This window comes from Allobosea sp. OK403, from assembly GCF_900113835.1.
Taxonomy (GTDB): domain Bacteria; phylum Pseudomonadota; class Alphaproteobacteria; order Rhizobiales; family Beijerinckiaceae; genus Allobosea.
The window spans coordinates 976805-994459 of the sequence record NZ_FOQV01000002.1 but is presented as its reverse complement, the minus strand read 5'-3'; the positions used below and the strand labels follow the sequence as shown (position 1 = coordinate 994459).

Annotated in this window: 14 protein-coding genes; 12 read left to right on the top strand and 2 right to left on the bottom strand. The window is 66.3% G+C overall.

Translation table 11 applies throughout. The features are described from left to right. The first annotated feature begins 2 nt into the window (after window positions 1–2). The 3 genes from acnA to BMZ97_RS10645 are packed head-to-tail and all read left to right on the top strand — an operon-like array spanning window position 3 to window position 4319. Complete coding sequence (gene acnA / locus BMZ97_RS10655) at window positions 3–2645, top strand: aconitate hydratase AcnA (RefSeq protein WP_092168982.1); 2643 nt, start codon at window positions 3–5, stop codon at window positions 2643–2645. Then, entirely contained in the window at window positions 2642–3514 is an 873-nt protein-coding gene (locus BMZ97_RS10650; RefSeq protein WP_092168226.1) for an amidohydrolase family protein, read from the top strand. Before acnA ends, BMZ97_RS10650 begins: the two co-directional genes overlap by 4 nt. A 13-nt stretch (window positions 3515–3527) precedes the next feature. After that, entirely contained in the window at window positions 3528–4319 is a 792-nt protein-coding gene (locus BMZ97_RS10645; protein ID WP_210188230.1) for an MBL fold metallo-hydrolase, read from the top strand. A 120-nt stretch (window positions 4320–4439) separates the two neighbouring features. Here BMZ97_RS10645 and BMZ97_RS10640 read toward each other — a convergent pair whose 3' ends face one another. Together BMZ97_RS10640 and BMZ97_RS30700 are read right to left on the bottom strand one after the other, a co-directional pair. Further along, on the bottom strand, window positions 4440–5510 hold the full coding sequence (locus BMZ97_RS10640; RefSeq protein ID WP_092168223.1) for a DUF2891 domain-containing protein: 1071 nt from the start codon (window positions 5508–5510) through the stop codon (window positions 4440–4442). Window positions 5511–5812: 302 nt separating this feature from the next. After that, the gene (locus tag BMZ97_RS30700; RefSeq protein ID WP_175525503.1) at window positions 5813–6535 is read right to left on the bottom strand and encodes a GntR family transcriptional regulator; all 723 of its coding nucleotides are present in this window, start codon (window positions 6533–6535) and stop codon (window positions 5813–5815) included. Window positions 6536–6637: 102 nt separating this feature from the next. Here BMZ97_RS30700 and BMZ97_RS10625 point away from each other — a divergent pair, with 102 nt between their 5' ends. From BMZ97_RS10625 to BMZ97_RS10585, 9 genes are read left to right on the top strand one after another with little or no spacing between them, the layout of a single operon-like run. After that, window positions 6638–8668, top strand: a complete 2031-nt coding sequence (locus BMZ97_RS10625) for a hydantoinase/oxoprolinase family protein (protein WP_092168218.1) — start codon at window positions 6638–6640, stop codon at window positions 8666–8668. Then, window positions 8665–10404, top strand: a complete 1740-nt coding sequence (locus tag BMZ97_RS10620; RefSeq protein ID WP_092168215.1) for a hydantoinase B/oxoprolinase family protein — start codon at window positions 8665–8667, stop codon at window positions 10402–10404. The genes BMZ97_RS10625 and BMZ97_RS10620 overlap by 4 nt, the downstream gene beginning before the upstream one ends. Further along, on the top strand, window positions 10401–11330 hold the full coding sequence (gene dapA, locus BMZ97_RS10615; protein ID WP_092168212.1) for a 4-hydroxy-tetrahydrodipicolinate synthase: 930 nt from the start codon (window positions 10401–10403) through the stop codon (window positions 11328–11330). Before BMZ97_RS10620 ends, dapA begins: the two co-directional genes overlap by 4 nt. 41 nt (window positions 11331–11371) lie before the next feature. Next, the gene (locus BMZ97_RS10610; RefSeq protein ID WP_092168209.1) at window positions 11372–12445 is read left to right on the top strand and encodes an ABC transporter substrate-binding protein; all 1074 of its coding nucleotides are present in this window, start codon (window positions 11372–11374) and stop codon (window positions 12443–12445) included. Between the two features lie 50 nt (window positions 12446–12495). Continuing rightward, the gene (locus tag BMZ97_RS10605) at window positions 12496–13332 is read left to right on the top strand and encodes an ABC transporter permease (protein WP_092168206.1); all 837 of its coding nucleotides are present in this window, start codon (window positions 12496–12498) and stop codon (window positions 13330–13332) included. 4 nt (window positions 13333–13336) lie between these two features. Further along, window positions 13337–14152 (top strand): ABC transporter permease, encoded by an 816-nt coding sequence (locus BMZ97_RS10600; RefSeq protein ID WP_092168203.1) that lies wholly within the window; start codon window positions 13337–13339, stop codon window positions 14150–14152. Between the two features lie 37 nt (window positions 14153–14189). After that, window positions 14190–15263: a hypothetical protein gene (locus BMZ97_RS10595; protein ID WP_092168199.1), complete on the top strand. Its 1074-nt coding sequence runs from the start codon at window positions 14190–14192 to the stop codon at window positions 15261–15263. A gap of 7 nt (window positions 15264–15270) precedes the next feature. Continuing rightward, entirely contained in the window at window positions 15271–16851 is a 1581-nt protein-coding gene (locus BMZ97_RS10590) for an AMP-binding protein (protein ID WP_175525502.1), read from the top strand. Window positions 16852–16868: 17 nt separating this feature from the next. Next, on the top strand, window positions 16869–17639 hold the full coding sequence (locus tag BMZ97_RS10585; protein ID WP_092168193.1) for an SDR family NAD(P)-dependent oxidoreductase: 771 nt from the start codon (window positions 16869–16871) through the stop codon (window positions 17637–17639). The last annotated feature ends 16 nt before the right edge of the window (window positions 17640–17655 follow it).

Sequence of the window (17655 nt, the reverse complement as noted above, 5' to 3'; positions counted from 1 at the left end):
TGATGCAAGTCGATCAATCCACCCCGAGAACCGTCCGGCGTCGCCGCTTTCAGGTCGATGGGCGCTCCTACGCCTGCATCGATCTTCGGCATGCTCTGGGGGCCGATCTCCTGCGCCTGCCGCATGTGCTGCGCATCCTGCTTGAGAATGCACTGAGGAACTCAGCCGGCGAGGCGCAGCGCATCATCCCTGCCTTCAAGGCCTGGTTGTCGGCGCGCACTAGCGTTGCCGAGATCCCGTTCCTGCCGAACCGATTGATGATGCATGACACGACCTGCGGGCCGGCGCTGGTCGACATCGCCGCGATGCGGGATGTGCTGGCCGAGCATGGCCGCGATCCCGACCTGCTGATGCCGCGCATCGGGGTGGACGTCTCGACCGATCACTCCTCCGGCGTCGATTTCCACGCTCGTCCCGACGCGCTCCAGCTCAATCTGGAGAAGGAGTTCGAGCGCAACGCCGAGCGCTATCGCCTGATGAAATGGGCCTCAGGGGCAATGCCCGGGATCCATGTGCATCCTCCGGGCTCGGGGATCATGCACACGATCAACCTTGAAAGGCTCTCGAAGCTGGTCGTGACGATGCGGGAGGCGGATGGGCTCTTGGCCTATCCCGATACGCTGCTCGGCACTGACAGCCACACGCCCATGGTCAATGGGCTGGGCGTCTTGGGCTGGGGCGTCGGCGGGCTGGAGGCCGAGGGCGCACTCTTCGGCGTTCCGGTGATCCTGAGGATCCCCGAAGTCGTCGGCGTTCGCTTGACCGGGCGATTGCGCGAGGGCGTGACCGCGACCGATCTCGCTTTGACGGTGACGGAGCGCCTGCGCAAGCTCGGGGTCTCCGGCTCTTTCGTCGAGTTCTTTGGTCCGGGCGTCTCGACCTTGGCCGTCGGCGAGCGGGCCGCCGTCGCCAATATGGCCCCGGAATATGGCGCCTCGACCGGCTATTTCCCGATCGACGAGGCAAGCTGCAGCTATCTTCGCGGCGTCGGCAGGGACGAGGCCGAGCTGAACCTGATCCGTGGCTTCGCCAGGGCAGCGGATCTCTGGTTCGATCCTGACGCGGAGCCGGATTTCACCCGCAGTCTCGAGCTCGCGCTCGACCGGATCGAGCCCAGCGTCGCGGGGCCGCGGCGCCCGCAGGATCGCCTTCCCGCAGGCGCGACCGCGGCCGCGTTCACGCCTGCGCTCGAACCTGCCTCCACGGCGCGGCTTCCCGACGGAGCCGTGGTGATTGCCGCGATCACGAGCTGCACCAACACCTCAGATCCGCGTTTGATCGTTGCCGCCGGCTTGCTCGCCCGCAAGGCGAGGGCGCTGGGGCTGAAGCCGCCGGCCTGGGTCAAGACCTCGCTGGCGCCGGGCTCGCCGACCGCCGAACGGATGTTGCGACGTGCCGGTCTCATGGCCGATCTCGAGGCCATGGGCTTCGGCATCGTCGGCTATGGCTGCACGACCTGCATCGGCAATTCCGGCGCATTGCTTCCTTCGGTCCAGCAGGCGTTGGGCGCCAAGGATTTCTGCCCGGTCGCGGTGCTGTCCGGCAATCGCAACTTTCCCGGCCGCGTGCATCCCGATCTGGAATACGGTTTCCTGGCCTCGCCGCCGCTTGTCGTCGCCTTCGCGCTGGCGGGCACGGTCAATATCGACATCATGCAAGATCCCATCGGCGTGACACTGGCTGGGGCGGAGATTCGCCTGTCCGCGCTCTGGCCGAGCGGTGCGGAAATCGACGCGGCGCTCGCCTTGGGCGCTGACCGGCGCGACTATGACGCCGCCTATGGCGAGGCGGCGGTCCGGCCGCTCTGGCTCGATCTGCAGGCGCCGACGGGATCGCGCTTCCCATGGGACGAGCGCTCGACCTATCTGCGCCGCCCACCTTTCGTACGCGCTTCCGGGCCACCACCGCCTCGGGGCCCGGCACGGCCGCTGCTCGTCTTGGGCGACGACATCACGACCGATCATATTTCGCCGGCGAACCAGATCCGCAATGACAGCCCGGCTGGCCGCTACATCGTCGCGGCAGGTGGGGATCCGGGGAACCTCAATGTCTTCGCCTCGCGGCGGGGCAATTTCGAGGTCATGCTGCGCGGCGCCTTCAGCAACCGCCTCGTGGTGAACCAGCTCCTGCCGGCAGCGCCGGCCGGTCTGACGCGCCACATGCCGTCAGGCGAGATCGTCAGCCTGACTGATGCGGCCGAGCGCTACCGGCTGGAGGGCGTACCGCTCGTCGTCGTCGCGGGCGAGCGCTATGGCATGGGCTCCTCGCGTGACTGGGCGGCGAAGGCCGCCGCCCTGCTCGGGGTCAGCGCGATCATCGCTGCGAGCATCGAGCGGATCCATCGCTCCAACCTGATCGGCATGGGCATCCTGCCGCTGCTGCTGCCCGCCGGCCTTCACCCGTCCGCACTTCGCATCGCAACTGGTGATCGCTTCCAGCTCGACTGGGATTTCGACAGGCTTTCGCCGCGCTGCGAGGTCGCGGTCTCGATCCTGCGCGAGCAGGGCGGCATCGAGACGCTGGCGCTCACGGCTGCGATCGAGACCTCGCTCGAAGTCGAGCTGCTCAAGGCGGGCGGGATCATCCCGCATGTGCTGAGCGGCCTGCTCGCCCAGACGGACGGCGCACGCAAAGGTGCCGCATGACAAAGCCGCTAGAGCCCTTGCCGCAAGGCAGCTGCGACTGCCATGTCCATCTCTTCGGCCCGGCCGGGCGATACCCGTTTTCTCCGGATCGCGTCTATACGCCCGGCGATGCCGGGGAGGACGAGCTCCGCGCGCTGCATGCGCGGCTCGGCATCTCTCGCGTGGTGCTGGTGCAGCCAAGTCCCTATGGAACCGACAACAGGCGGATGCTCGCCGGGCTCGAACGTCTCGGTAGCGCGGCGAAAGGTGTGGCGGTCATCGGCCTCGGCACGCCGCCGGACGAACTCGATCGTCTCCATGCGCAAGGTGTCCGGGGCGTGCGCGTCAACATCGCGACCCACGGGATGGATGATCCCGAGGAAGCCTGGCGCCTGATCCAGGGGCAGGCGCAACAGGTTGCCCGGCTCGGCTGGCATGTCCAAATCCTGGCCCGCCTCAACGTCATCGAGGTCCTGGCGGCGCGCCTGATGGAGCTCGCGACGCGCGTGGTGATCGATCATTTCGGACTGCCCGATCTGGCGCTTGGTCCGGAGCAGCCCGGCTTCTCAGGCGTCCTGCGTCTGGCGGGCTCGGGCAAGGCGACGATCAAGATCTCGGCGATCCAGCGGCTTGCGGGGCGGGGGCATCTTGCTCGCGCCATCCCCTTCATACGGGCCTTGTCGGCCGAGAACCCGGAAGCGCTGGTCTGGGGCTCCGACTGGCCACATACGGGTGGTGGGCGCGGCGTGGGGCGGGCTGCGACCGATATCGAACCCTTCGAGGCGATGGATGACGCCGAGGCATTGTCATGCCTGACGGAAGCGATTTCGGATCCCGCCCAGCGTCATGCCATCCTCGTCGACAATCCCGCGGTCCTTTACGGCTTCTGACAGGAGCGATGGCATGACGATGTTCGAGACCCCTCCGGAGCTGGCCGACGGGCCGTTGCGCATCCTGGTCTGCGGCTATCCCGGCAAATCGGTCTGCCATGGCGGCTTGGGCTGGAGTTCGGTCGTGCTTCTCAGGGCCGCCGGGCGCGTCGCATTGGTGGATGCGGGCAATTTCGGCATGCGCAAATTGCTGATCGAGCAGCTTGGCCGGCAGGGCCTGAAGCCGTCCGACGTCACCGACCTGCTGCTGACGCATTCCCACTACGACCATTCCGTGAACTGGACGCTGTTCCGGGGTGCCCGCATCGTAGTCGGGGCTGTCGAACTGGCCTGGGCGCTGGACGAGCCCTGGGGCGAGACGCCGGTGCCCGAGCTCTATGTGCGCACGCTCTCGGACTGGCCGACATGCGAGACAGTTCAGGACGGGGCAGAGGTCTTCCCCGCCATGACGGCCCATATCGCGCCCGGCCATACGCCGGGATGCCTGATCTACCATCTGCGCACCCCGGAGAGGGATGTGATCTTCACCGGCGACGCCGCCAAGAACCGCGCCGAATTGATCTCGCGCGACACCGACATGACCTATGATCCGGCTGTGAGCAAAGCGACGATCGAGATGATCTGGTCGCGCTGGCGTGAGCGGCCCGGCACCGTGGTCGTGCCCGGCCACGACCTGCCGATGATCCTCGACGACGACAAGCCGCGCTATCTCGGCAAGCGCGCGGCCTCGATCCGGGCCTGGTTCGGCAAGGACATGGCGAGCCAGTCCGAGATCGACCTCACCGCGATCGAGCAGGGGGCGTAGGAGCCCTGCTTGCGCCGGCTCAGCCGGCCGGCGCTTCGCCAGCCTCGAGAGCAGGATGCGAAAAAGTGGGCACCGGTTTTTCGCATTGATCCTGCTCTCACTTTTAGATGAGAGACGGATTCAGATGTCAGATGGGATCACTTCGTGAGCCCATCTGACATCATCCGGCTCTAGCGCGAGCAGGGCAAACGTCGCAAGCCAATGCTCGCCCATATAGTCGCCGGCGATATGCGGCAGCCCGGCCGCGAGGTGGCGCTGTGCGGCCTCCAGCGCCACCGGGCGGCGTGGGTCGTCGGCAGGCAAGCTGGCCGCCAGCGAGCGCCAGCACCAGGCCCGGCTGAGGTTGAGACCGTCGAGATGGGCGATCTTGCCGTCGCTGCGGTCGCTGACGGAGGCCGGCTCGAACAAGGTCCGGGGCTGCTGGCTCTCGATGCGCGGCAGGAAACGCGCGAGCCAGGGCAGGAACGCCTCCGGCGCCAGCAGGCGGCGCATGCATTCGGCCTCGATCAGGGCCGAGGACTGGAAATCGTCGCCGCTCGGCTCGCCCCAGGCCGGGCAGTCGGCGTCCTCGCCATACCAGCGCAGGCCGGTCTCGCGCAGCAGCGCGGAGAGCGCGGCATCCTGCGTCGCCTCGGCATAGTCGGCTGCCATCCTGAGGCCGAAGGCGGTGTTGAAATGCGTGCCGACCCGGACCGGATAGGTCGCCAGCGGCAGGAAGTCGCGGAAGCGCTGGGCGAAAGCCTCGGCAAGCGGGGCGAGCCTGACGGACCAGTCCCGGTGCGGCAAATCCTGGTGCGGCAAGCCGGAGAGCTCGGCTGCGAGCTTCAGCAGCCAGGCCCAGCCATAGGGGCGCTTGAAGCCGCGTGCTGTCGGCTGGGCGAGATAGTCGCATTCAGCGGCGATCTTCTCCGCGATGAACTGCGCGTCGAACAGCGCCGTGATCTCGATGGCCGCAGGCGTGTCTGGAAAGCGTCGCAGCACCCGGGCGAGCAGCCAATAGCTGTGGACGCAGGAGTGCCAGTCAAAGCTGCCGTAGAAGACGGGGTGGAGTTCGCGCGGCGTGCGCGCATCCTGCGGATCGGCGAGGACATGGTCGGGCTTGTTGGGATATTCGCGCCCGACATGGCCAAGCGCGATCCGGGCGAAGCGTTCGGCGACCTCGGCGGTCAGCTCACGGGGTTCTGTCGGCATGCTGTGTCTCCTTGGCGAGGCTGGAGCGGTTTCCGTTTCCATTGGATCGTTCAACAGCTCCAGCTCTTTGCTTTAACGCGTTTTCTCCGCGCAAACGCTTCGCGTTTGTCGCGGGGGAACCGGTGTCCACTTCGCTCGAAAACGTTCTCGAGCAGGATGCGAAAAAGTGGGCAACGGTTTTTCGCATTGATCCTGCTCTCACTTTTAGATGAGAGACGGCACGTGACGGCGACTGATGGCAATCCGCGTTGATCGAACGAAGAAGGTGACCCGCTCTCGAAAAACCTGGCCGGTTCAGCACCCTAGACCTCGGCAAGATTGACCAGGCTCGCTTCGCTGGGCGGGCCGAGGAGCTGGCGAGCGACGCGGTCGCGGAACAGGTCTGAGTGCCGCGAGGCGAGCGCGTCGGCATCGTCGGGGTTGCGCTGCTCGATGGCGCGGAAGATCTCGCGATGGTCGGCGACGATCTGGGCGATGTGGGCCTGGAACTGATCGGCCGTGTTGTCGCCCATATCGAAGCATTGGCGGGACAGGCGCATCGCCTCGAGCTGGATGTCGGAATAGGTCCGCTCCAGGAATGAGGAATCGGCCGCCTCCGCGATCTCCTTGTGGAAGCGGTAATTGGCCTCGTTCATGATGGCATCGCCGCCGCTCGTCAGGCTGTTCTCGAAGGCCAGCATTTCCGCGCGAATCCGTTCGAGCTGCGCCGGCGTCCGGCGGATCGCCGCCAGGCGATGCAGCGTGCGCGACAACAGCCTGTTGGCCTCGAAGAAGGGGCGCAGCTGGCTGACCTCGAAGGACGAGACGCGGATCTGGCGGCCGTCCCGGCGCAGCAGTCCTTCCGAGACCAGGCGGATCACCGCCTCGCGCACCGGTGTGCGCGAGATGCCGAGCTCGCCGACGATGCGCGCCTCGTCGAAGACCGCTCCAGGGACGAGCTCGAGTGACAGGATGCGCTGCCGCAGATCGTCATAGACGCGGTCGCCGTTGCGAACGGCCGTCTCGGAACCAACCGCCAAGCTCATCGCTGTCTCCCGCTTCCCATGCTCCGTCGAATAAACAGACACGGCTTGAATTGACAATGTGTCCAAGTTGGATAATTTCAATATCCAAATTAGGGGGCGGCAATGAGTTGGACGGTCGGCGTCGATGTCGGGGGCACTTTCACCGACTTCTATCTGCTGAACGCGGCGACCCTCGACGTCTTCGTCCATAAGCTGCCCTCGACGCCGGACGATCCCTCACGCGCCATCCTGGCGGGGCTCGCAGCACTGGGTGAGCGCTGCGGGCTTGCCGCCGAGGACGTGTCGCGCTTCGCCCATGGCACCACGGTCGCGACCAATGCCCTGATCGAGCGCAGCGGCGGCAAGGTCGCGATGATCACGACGGCGGGCTTCCGCGACCTGATCGAGATCGGGCGGCAGGTCAGGCCGAAGATCTACGATCTCAAAGCGGATGCGCCGGCGCCGGTCGTGCCGCGGCAATTGCGTTTCGAGGTCCGCGAGCGGGTTGGCTCGCGCGGCGAGGTCGTAACAGTGCTCGATGAGGCGCAGATCGACGCGGTGGTGGATGCGGTAGCCGCTTCCGGCGCCGAATGCTGCGCCGTCTGCCTGCTGTTCTCGTTCCTGAACCCCGAGCATGAGCGCAGGATCGGCCGGACGCTGCGCGCTCGGATGCCGGATCTGCATATTTCGCTCTCCTGCGAGGTGCAGCCGGAGTTCCGCGAATATGAGCGCTTCTCGACGACGGTGCTCAACGCCTATCTCCAGCCCAAGGTGTCGCGCTACATGGCGCGGCTCGCGGAGGCGCTCGAAAGCCGGGCGGGCAACGCCGCGATCGGCATCAGCCAATCCGCCGGCGGGCTGATGGCGATCGAACGGGCCGGAGAATTGCCCATCCGCACTGCGCTTTCGGGCCCCGCCGCCGGCGTCGTCGGCGCGGTGGCGGTGGCGGCGCGTTCGGGTGAGGCGGATCTGATCACGCTCGACATCGGCGGGACCAGCACAGATGTCTGCCTGATCGAAAACGGCGCAGCCGCCATGACCTATGGCCGCGACATCGCTGAATTCCCGGTGCGCCTGCCCTCGATCGACATCAACACGGTCGGCGCCGGCGGCGGCTCGATCGCCCATGTCGGCCCCGACGGCCTGCTCAAGGTCGGGCCAGCCAGTGCCGGCGCGGTGCCGGGGCCCGCCTGCTATGGCCGGGGCGGCGCGCTGCCGACGGTCTCTGACGCCAACACCTTGCTCGGGCGCTTGCCGCAGACACTGGTCGGCGGCGGCATGAGGCTCGACCGGGAGGCTTCCGAGCGCGTCATCGCGCCGCTCGCCGAGGCGCTGGGGCTTGGGCTGCAGGAGACGGCGCTCGGCATCGTGCGCATCTGCGTTTCGAACATGGTGCGCGCGATCCGGGCGATCTCGGTCGAAAGAGGCTATGATCCGCGCGATTTCACGCTGATGCCGTTCGGCGGCGCGGGCGGCCTCCATGCAGCGGATGTGGCTGAGGAGCTCTCGATCCGCAGGATCCTGGTGCCGCTGTCGCCGGGCATTCTTTGCGCCGAGGGCGTCGCCATGTCGGATATTCAGGAGAACTTCGTCGCGACCTGCCGTGTCGGACTCGAGGGCGCGCTGTCCTCCGTGGTCGAGGCTGTCGGACGCTTGGACGGGCAGGCCCGGGCCTGGAACGCCGCGAGCGCTGCAGTCAGCCGCCTGTCTCTCTCCACCACGCTCGACATGCGGTATGTCGGCCAGAATTACGAACTCTCCGTGCTGCTCGACGAGAGCGATCGCCTGCCGCCGGTCGCGCTGCTGCGCGAGCGCTTCCTTGCTGCGCATCAGGCGAAATACGGGCATTGCGATCCGGCGGCCGCCATCGAGATCGTCAATGTTCGGATGAAGGCGCGCCTCGCCGAGGAGGGCAGGGAGGCTCCCCGCCTAAAGACCGCCGGGACCGCGTTGGAGCGGGCCGCGGTCAGCGCCTGGTTCGACGCTTCCGCCCCGGTCGAGGCCGTGGTCGTCGATCGCTCGACGCTCGAACCCGGTGCGCGCCTCGCGGGGCCGGCGATCATCACGCAGTTCGACTCGACCACGGTGGTGCCGCCGCGCTGGTCGGCCGAGGTCGACGAGGCACGCAACATCATCATGGAGTTTCAGCCGTGACGGCCGCAAAGCTCGATCCGATCACCCTGGAGATCGTCTGGAACGGCCTGCGCTCGACCACGGACGAGTGCTTCCTGACGATCCAGCGCTCGGCCTTCTCGACCAATATCAAGGAGCGCCACGATCATTCCGTCGCAGTCCTCGATGCCTCCGGCCGGCTCGTCGTCCAGGCCGAGAACGCGCTGCCGATCCATCTTGCCTCGATGAGCGGGCTGGTCGCGATCCTGCAGGAGCGCTTCGCCGGTGACATTCATCCCGGCGACATCTTCGTCGGCAACGATCCTCATGTCGCCGGCGGCACGCATCTGCCCGACATCAACCTCGCCGCTCCGGTCTTCATCGACGGCAAGCTTTTGGCCTTTGTCTGCAACATCGCCCATCACGCCGATGTCGGCGGGGCGGCGCGCGGTTCGATGTCCGGCGGCCTGACCGAGATCTACCAGGAAGGCTTGCGGATTCCGGTCGTGCGCCTTTACCGCGAAGGCGAGCCCGTTCGTGACGTCATCGACCTGCTGTTGCTCAACATGCGCCTGCCGACGGAGCGCAAGGGCGATCTGAACGCCCAGATCGCCGCCTGCCGGCTTGGTGTCGAGCGCATGGGCGATCTCTGTGGCCGCTATGGCGTCGCGACTGTGCGCGGCACCTTCGACGAGATCATCGAGCGCAGCCGCGGCCGGATGCGCGCCGCGATCGCGGCGTTGCCGGATGGCGACTGGTCGTGGTCCGACGTGATGGACGATGACGGCGCCGGCCAGTCCGATGTGCTGATCGCCCTGACCCTGCGCAAGCGCGGCAGCGATGCGCTGTTCGACTTCACCGGATCCTCGCCGCAGGTCGCGGGCAATATCAACCTGACGCTGAACGCCGTGAGATCCTCGGTCTGCTATGCGCTGAAGGCACTGCTCGATCCGTCGATGCCCAATAATGAGGGCGTGATCCAGGCCTTCGAGATCGTCGCGCCGGCCGGCACCATCGTGAACTGCGTCGCGCCCGCCGCGGTCGCGCTGCGCGCCAACACCTGCCAGCGCGTCATCGATGTCGTGCTCGGCGCATTGTCGGGCGTGCTGCCGGAGCGCGCGATCGGCTGCGCCAACGGGGCCAATACCAGCATGGTTTTCTCCGGCGCCGATCCGGCGACGGGCCAACCCTACGTCTATCTCGAAACCCTTGGCGGTGGCATGGGCGGCCGCAACGACCGCGACGGCAAGGACGGGGTGCAGGTCCACATCACCAACACCTCGAACCTGCCGGTCGAGGCGATCGAGATGGAGTATCCGCTGCGTGTCGAGGAATACGCGCTGGTGCCCGATTCCGGCGGCGCTGGAACCCATCGCGGCGGCCTCGGCCTCAGGCGCGTCGTCCGCCCCGTCGGGCATGTTTGCGAATTCTCCGGGGTTGGCGAGCGGTTCCGTCATGCGCCGCCGGGCGTCTTCGGCGGCGAGCCTGGCCGTCCCGGCCGGTTCCGCTTGCATCGGGCGGACGGGGCCGAGGCGCCGCTTGCCAGCAAGCTCACAGGCATGAAGCTTGCGCCGGATGCGTCGGTCTCGGTCGAGACGCCGGGCGCGGGTGGCTACGGCCCGCCGTCGGAGCGCGCAGCGGCTGCGATCACCGAGGATACGGCATCGGGCAAATGCTCAGCCGCCTTCATTGAGCGGTATTATCGGACGCAGCATCAGGAGCAGGATGGCGCGGCGACGGGGGCGCGGCAGTCCGCCGATATGGAGATCACGTCATGAAGGCGGCGGCGAAGGCTTATCACGGCATCATCACGGCGACGCCGACGCCGCTCACCGCCTCCGGCGACGTCGACGGTGCGGCCGTGCGCAAGCTGGCCGAGCATCTCGTCATTGAGGGCGCCGATGGCCTCGCTCCGGTCGGCGGAACCGGCGAATATGTCTCGCTGACGCCCAGGCAGCGCCGCCAGATGCTCGACGCCACGCTCGACGCTGTGGGCGGCCGCGTGCCAGTCGTCCCGGGCGTGCTCTCGGCCGGTTATGGCGAGACGATCGCGACCTGCCGTGAATTCGCAGCCGCCGGCGCCAGCGCGCTCCTCGTGGTGACGCCCTATTATGCGCGGCCGACCCAAGAGGGGATCGTCGACTACTTCAAGAAGCTGTCGGATGCGGTCGACGCCGACCTCATGCTCTACGAGATCCCGTACCGGACGGGCATTGCGCTGAAGCCGGAGACGGTCGATGCGCTGGCGCGGCAGACGCGCATCGTCGCGATGAAGGCCTGCAACCAGGATCTCGCAGTCCAGGTCCGCGCCATGGAACTCGCCGGTGCGGAAATCTCGATCCTGACCGGCGAGGAAAACGTCTTTCCGCTGCATGTCGCGATGGGCGCGCGCGGCGGGCTCCTGGCGACGTCCTGCCTGTTCCCGCGGATCTGGGCGCAGCTGTACCGGCTGGCGTCGAGCGGGCGCATGGACGAGGCCAAGGCGCTTCATGCCGAGATCATGCCGACAATCAACACGCTCTACCGCGAGCATAATCCAGGGCCGATCAAGGCGGCGCTGACGATGTTCGGCTTCCCTTCCGGCGAGGTGCTGCCGCCGCTTCTGCCGGTCAGCGACGAGACCCGTCGTCTGCTTGCTGAAGCCATTCCGGCGACGCTGGCACGTGAAAAAGCCTTTGCAGCTTTGAAGTCTGACGCAGCCTGACGTTCGTCCTCGACGGCGAACGCAACAAAGAGGGGACTACCATGTCGGAATATGAAACCAAGTCTGGCCTGATCCGCCCGTCGCGCCGCCGCCTGCTCACCGGTGGTGCCGCTCTGGGTATCGCTGCACCCTTCGTGCTGCGGAACGGCCGCGCGCAGGCGCAGTCGAAGAACCTCGTCTTCGTCACTTGGGGCGGGACCTATCGCAGCTCGGTCGAGGAGGGGCTGATCAAGCCGTTCATGGCGGAGACGGGCATCAACGTCACGGTGATCGACACGCCCGACCTCGCCAAGGTGAAGGCGCAGGTCACGACCGGCAATGTCGAATGGGACGTCTTCGACGCGCCGGGCGCGATGGGCACTGGCGGTTCCAGGGAAGGCTATTGGGAGCCGCTTCCTGCGTCGCTGTTCGATGCGTCTGACCTGTCGATTCCGGCGACGAAGGATCTCGTGCCCTTCTACACCTTCGCCGGGGGCATCGCTTACGACCCCAAGCGCCATCCTGAGGGCAAATATCCCAGGAACTTCGCGGAATATTTCGACGCCAAGGCCTTTCCCGGCCGCCGCACCTTCCGCAACCGGCCGAGCGAGACGCTGGAGGCCGCCCTGCTCGCCGACGGCGTGCCGCCCTCCAAACTTTACCCGCTCGATGTCGACCGCGCCTTCAAGGCGCTCGACCGGATCAAGCCCAGCGTCGCCAAATGGGTCGATTCCACGCCGCAGACGATCACGCTGCTGCAAACCAACGAAGTCGATTTCAGCTACTCCTATGCCTCGCGCGTCAAGACGACCGGAGCGACGGGGGCGGGCATGGCCTTCTCCTTCGCGCAGACGCTGAACGGGCTGGAATATCTCGCCGTCCTGAAGAACGCGCCGAACAAGGAGAACGCGCTGAAGTTCGTCTCCTATGCGCTGCAGCCGGCCCGGCAGGCGGCGACCATGGAGCTCCTGGGCAACACACCGGTCAGCAAGAAAGCCTTGCCGATGCTCTCGGCCGAGACGCGCAAATGGCTGCCCAACATGGAGTCGGACCAGAACCTGGTCATGGACGAAATGTGGTGGTCGACCAATTACGAGAAGCTCAGCCGCCGCTTCAAGGAGTGGGTGCTCAGCTGAGCACCCGATGTCGCGTACCGTGACCGGACCCCAAACATGACTGGCCAAACATGACTGGCGTGGAGAATTCGCGGGCCGCTGCCGCTTTCGTCTCGCCGGCGGCCCTCGTGTCGCTGGCGATCGCGGCGGTGCCCCTGCTGTTCATCCTCTACACCAGCCTGGGTGGGGCCGCGCTGTCGCTCGAGGCCTTCGAGAACCTGTTGACGAGCACCCTGTTCAGGCGCTCGCTCTACACGACGCTGGAGATCAGCGTTTCGGCCTCTCTGATCAGCCTCGTCCTCGGCTATGTCGTGGCGCTGCATCTCGCGCGCCAGCCGCCGCGCCGGCGTGCCGTCTACATGGTGCTGGTGCTGCTGCCGTTCTGGACCAGCATCCTGGTCAAGAGCTACGCCTTCACCGTGATCCTCGGCCGCGAGGGTGTGATCAATCTGGTCCTGAGCTGGGTTTTCGGCACGCAGGTTGCGCTGCCGATGATCCTCAACCGCTTCGGCGTCATGGTCGGCATGACCAATTACCTGACGCCCTTCATCGTCTTCCCCGTGCTGGCGAGCCTGCTTGCGATCGATCCGGCGCTGTATCGCGCCGCCGACATCATGAGCGCGCGGCCAATGCGGATCTTCTTCACCATCACCCTGCCGCTCAGCCTTCCCGGCATCGTGGCGGGCGTCTCCAGCGTGATGGTGATGTCGCTCGGCTTCTTCGTCATCCCCGCGCTGCTCGGCGGGCGCCAGGACGTGATGCTCGCCAATCTCGTCGACTTCTACACGCGCGAGACGCTCGACTGGAACATGGCGGCGGCGATCGGCGTGCTGCTGCTGGCGATGGTCGTCCTGCTCTCCGCTCCGGCCCTGTGGATGCGCCGCAACCAGCTCGCCGGGAAGGCTTGAGGCGATGTCCGACGCATTCGACCTGAAGGACCCCCTCAAGCGCCGCTACCGCCGGTTCGGCACGGCGCTCGCCTGCCTGGTCTATGCCTTCATGCTGGTGCCGAGCCTGATCGTGATCCCGGTCTCGTTCGGGACGCAGCACGAAGTGCGCTTTCCCCCGAGGGAGTTCTCATTCGAGCTCTACCAGATCTTCTTCTCCTCGGCGGCCTGGACAGGTCCGTTGCTGCAGAGCTTGAAGGTCGCCTGCCTCACCACGATCCTGGCGCTGGCGACGGCTGTGCCCGCTGCCTATGGCATCGTCCGCCATGATTTCCCCGGCAAGAAGGCGATCACGCTCTTGCTGATGAGCCCGCTCGTCATCCCCGCCATCGTGATGGCGCTCGGGCTCTATCTCTATTTCTCTTATATCCGCCTGACCGGATCGACGCTCGCGCTGGTGCTCGGCCACACCATTTATGTGACGCCCTTCGTCATCGTCATGGTCGCGGCCGGCGTCCAGAAGCTCGATCCCAACCTCGAATTCGGCGCGACGCTGATGGGGGCCGGCCGCTACCGCATGTTCGCGACGGTGGTGCTGCCGCAGCTCGCCCCCTCGATCATGGCCGGTGGGCTCTTCGCCTTCCTGATCTCCTTCGACGAGGTGGTGATCTCCTGGTTCCTCGTCTCGGCCACGACCACGACGCTGCCGGTGAAGATGTATTCCAGCATCCAGTGGGAGATCTCGCCCGTTATCGCAGCGGTCTCGACGATGCTGACCGTGCTCTCCTTGGTCGTCTGCATGCTGACCGCGGCCCTGCAGCGCTCGGGCAGGGGACAGTGACAGCCCAGCGCCCCAATCTCGCAAGGATCGATCGCCCATGAACACGATTGCCTATGGCGAAGAGGACATCGCAGCGCTGCGCGCCAGGATCGCGCTCGCCAATAAATTCGCCTGGATCGTGGTCTCGGGGCTGACGGCGATCTGCTACCGCGAGCGCGGCGAGAAGGCTCTGAATGAGATCTGGTCGGCGCTCCTGTCCTCCGAGCAGAAGGTTCGCTTCCAGGCGGCGCTGGTCAAGCTCGGCATCCAGAACGACCCTCCGGCGCTCGCCGCGGCCAAGTACCACTATTTCAGCAACTCGATCGGCGGGCTGAACATGCAGCTGGTCGAGGAGACGCAAAAGAAGGTCTGGATTCGCTATCTCTCGCCCTGGGGCACTTATCCGGGCATCGCGGCGCTGACGGTGCCGACCTCGGTGCGCCGGACCATCCTCTCGACCTGGCATCCCCGCAATGGCGGGCTGCTGGGCTGTCCGCGACTGGGCTGGGTGGCGACGAAGTTCGTCGCTGAAGGGCATCCCTATGATGAAGGCTATTTCCAGGAATACGACCACGACCTTGCCCCGGAAGAGCGTTTTCGCGTCGAGCATGTCGAGCGCTCGCCGGAGTTCGATCCGGACAGGGCGCCCAGGCTCGATCCGGCGATCTGGCCGGAAGCGCGCTGGCTCAAGGGCAGCTACAGCTACGGCGTCGATTATGTGCAGCACACGATCGAGATCATGCACCGGCTCTTCGGCGCGCCGGCGGCGCGCGACATGGTCGCGACCGGCATGAGGTTGCTGGCGGTGCAGTTCGGCCCCGACCTTGCCAAGGCGAGCGGCGAGGAAGGTGCTTCGCCTGCCGCGATCGCCGCAAGCTTCGCCGCGATCCTGCGCGCCTTTCGCAATGAATGCAGTCTCGACGCGGCTCTGGCCGACCGGGCCGCGCTGCGCATCCGTGGCTTCCTGCCCTTTGCCCACGAGGCCGATGACGGCCTTCGCGAGGCGGTTTTCGCCCTCTTCGCCATGATGACGCGGCTGCGCAACGGGCATGTCGCGATCAGCAGACACTTCGACGCCGGCAGCCAGACCGAGACCTGGACGCTGTCGGACGAGAAGCGCTGGCTCTGGTGAGGCGGTCATGACGCGCAAGCAGACAGCCTGGTTCTCCGAGGCCGAGACGGTGCCGCTCCTGCTCGAGCGCTGCGCCGAGACGCGGCCGGAGCATGTTTTCTGCCGACAGGGCGATGCTGTCGTGACCTGCGCCGGCCTCAACGCCCGCGTCAACCGCGCGGCACATGGCCTGGCCGCTCTCGGCGTGGCCAAGGGCGTTCATGTTGCGGTGATGCTCGCGCATCATCTCGACCACATCACAGTCTTCTTCGCCCTGATGAAGCTCGGCGCCGTTCAGGTTCCGATCAACGTCAACCTCAAGGGCCTTGGCCTCGCCTATATCGTCGATCACGCCGCGCCGGCGCTGGTGATCGCGGATGCCGAATATGCGGGGAGTCTCGATCCCATCCTGGCGGAGCGCCCCGCCATCGTCCAGCTTTGGCGCGGACGCACTGGGGAGGGAGCGCAAGCCTTCGTTCCTCTCGACGCTGTCCTCGCTCACCCCCTCGCGGATAATCCAGGCATCGACCTGCGCGACGACGATCTGCGCACCATCCTCTACACCTCCGGCACGACGGGCCCGGCCAAGGGCGTCGAGATGACGGACCGGATGCTGCGCGCATCGGCGCTCGGTTCGATCTGGATCGGCGATATCCGCTCCGGCAGCGTGCTGCATTTCTGGGATCCGATCTACCACGTCTTCGGCAGCGAGGTGCTGGTGCTGTCGCTGATGGTGCCGGTCACGCTCGCACTGGTGCCGCGCTTCAGCGCCTCGCGTTTCTGGAGCGAGGTACGCGAATACGGCGCGACCCATGTGCATTTCGTCGGCGGGGTGCTCCAGCTCCTGCTCAAGCAGCCGCCCTCGCCGGATGACCGCAATCACGGAGCCATGATCGCCTGGGGCGGCGGCTGCCCGGTCGGTATCTGGCGGGAGTTCGAAGCGCGCTTCGGGATGCAGATCCGCGAGGGCTACGGCATGACCGAGACCTCGAGCTTCAGCACCATCAACACCGAGGGAAAGCTCGGCTCGATCGGCAAGGCGGTCGATTATTTCGAGGTCGAGATCGTCGACGACAGCGGCACCGTGACGAAGCCGCGCGAGGCCGGGGAGATCCGGGTCACCGAGAACGAGCGGGGCGTGATGGTCGCCCGCTACCACAAGGATCCGGAGACGACCGCAAAGACCATCCGCGATGGCTGGCTCTATACGGGCGATCTCGCTTATCGCGACGAGGACGGCTTCATATTCTTCCTCGGACGCAAGAAGGACAGCCTGCGTCGCCGCGGCGAGAACATCTCGGCCTGGGAGGTCGAGCGGGTGATCAACGATCACCCCGCGGTCGAGGAAAGCGCCCTGATCGGCGTGACCAACGAACTCGCCGACGAGGACCTCAAGCTCTTCGTCAAGCTCAAGCCGGATCAGCAGCTCAGCGCCGCCGACCTCCTGCTCTGGTGCCAGCCGCGGCTTGCCACCTTCCAGATCCCCCGTTTCGTCGCCTTCGTCGACGAATTCCAGAAGACGCCGACCCAGCGCATCCAGAAGCAGTTCCTCTCGAAAGCCGTCGACGATGGCTGCTTCGACCGCGAGCGGGCGACGGCGAACCTTTGAGGCCATCCGAGAACATCATGCAGCTTGAGAACAAGACAGCCATCGTCACCGGCGCCGCGCAGGGCATAGGCGCCGCGATCGCGCGCGAATTCGTCGCGCAGGGCGCCAATGTCGTGATCGCCGACGTTCAGGACGAACTCGGCGCCGGGCTCGCCCGCGAGCTCGGCAACCGCTGCCGCTACAGCCATTGCGACGTCGGCTCATCCGAGGACGTGGCCCGATTGATCGAGACGACCTGCGACTGGTTTGGCGGCCTCGATATCGCCGTCAGCAATGCCGGCATCAACCAGAACGCCGAGATCCTCGACATCTCGGAAGCGGATTTCGACCGCGTCCTGCGCGTCAACCTCAAGGGCGGCTTCCTGACCGGCCAGGCGAGTGCGCGCAAGATGGTCGAACAGGGTCGCCGGGGCGTCATCATCAATATGAGTTCGATCAACGCCGTGGTCTGCAGCCCCCATATCGTGCCCTATGCGGTGAGCAAGGGCGGGCTGAACCAGCTCACGGCGGTGATGGCGCTCGGCCTCGCCAAGCACGGCATCCGCGTCAACGGCATCGGGCCGGGCAGCATCGAGACAGAACTGCTCGCCCAGATCGTCAACACCAATCCCGATGCGCTGAACAACATCCTGGCCCGCACCCCCATGGGCCGTCTCGGGCAACCCGAGGAGATCGCTAAAGTCGCCGTCTTCCTCGCGAGCGATGCGTCGAGCTACATGACGGGCCAGACCATCTATGCCGATGGTGGGAGGTTGCCGCTCGCCTATACCGTCCCGGTGCCGGCATGAGCGCGGTCGAGGTTAT

Coding starts and splice junctions, on each gene's coding strand:
- acnA (WP_092168982.1), top strand. CDS start 3: ATGCAAGTCGATCAATCCACCCCGAGAACCGTCCGGCGTCGCCGCTTT.
- BMZ97_RS10650 (WP_092168226.1), top strand. CDS start 2,642: ATGACAAAGCCGCTAGAGCCCTTGCCGCAAGGCAGCTGCGACTGCCAT.
- BMZ97_RS10645 (WP_210188230.1), top strand. CDS start 3,528: ATGACGATGTTCGAGACCCCTCCGGAGCTGGCCGACGGGCCGTTGCGC.
- BMZ97_RS10640 (WP_092168223.1), bottom strand. CDS start 5,510: ATGCCGACAGAACCCCGTGAGCTGACCGCCGAGGTCGCCGAACGCTTC.
- BMZ97_RS30700 (WP_175525503.1), bottom strand. CDS start 6,535: ATGAGCTTGGCGGTTGGTTCCGAGACGGCCGTTCGCAACGGCGACCGC.
- BMZ97_RS10625 (WP_092168218.1), top strand. CDS start 6,638: ATGAGTTGGACGGTCGGCGTCGATGTCGGGGGCACTTTCACCGACTTC.
- dapA (WP_092168212.1), top strand. CDS start 10,401: ATGAAGGCGGCGGCGAAGGCTTATCACGGCATCATCACGGCGACGCCG.
- BMZ97_RS10610 (WP_092168209.1), top strand. CDS start 11,372: ATGTCGGAATATGAAACCAAGTCTGGCCTGATCCGCCCGTCGCGCCGC.
- BMZ97_RS10605 (WP_092168206.1), top strand. CDS start 12,496: ATGACTGGCGTGGAGAATTCGCGGGCCGCTGCCGCTTTCGTCTCGCCG.
- BMZ97_RS10600 (WP_092168203.1), top strand. CDS start 13,337: ATGTCCGACGCATTCGACCTGAAGGACCCCCTCAAGCGCCGCTACCGC.
- BMZ97_RS10595 (WP_092168199.1), top strand. CDS start 14,190: ATGAACACGATTGCCTATGGCGAAGAGGACATCGCAGCGCTGCGCGCC.
- BMZ97_RS10590 (WP_175525502.1), top strand. CDS start 15,271: ATGACGCGCAAGCAGACAGCCTGGTTCTCCGAGGCCGAGACGGTGCCG.
- BMZ97_RS10585 (WP_092168193.1), top strand. CDS start 16,869: ATGCAGCTTGAGAACAAGACAGCCATCGTCACCGGCGCCGCGCAGGGC.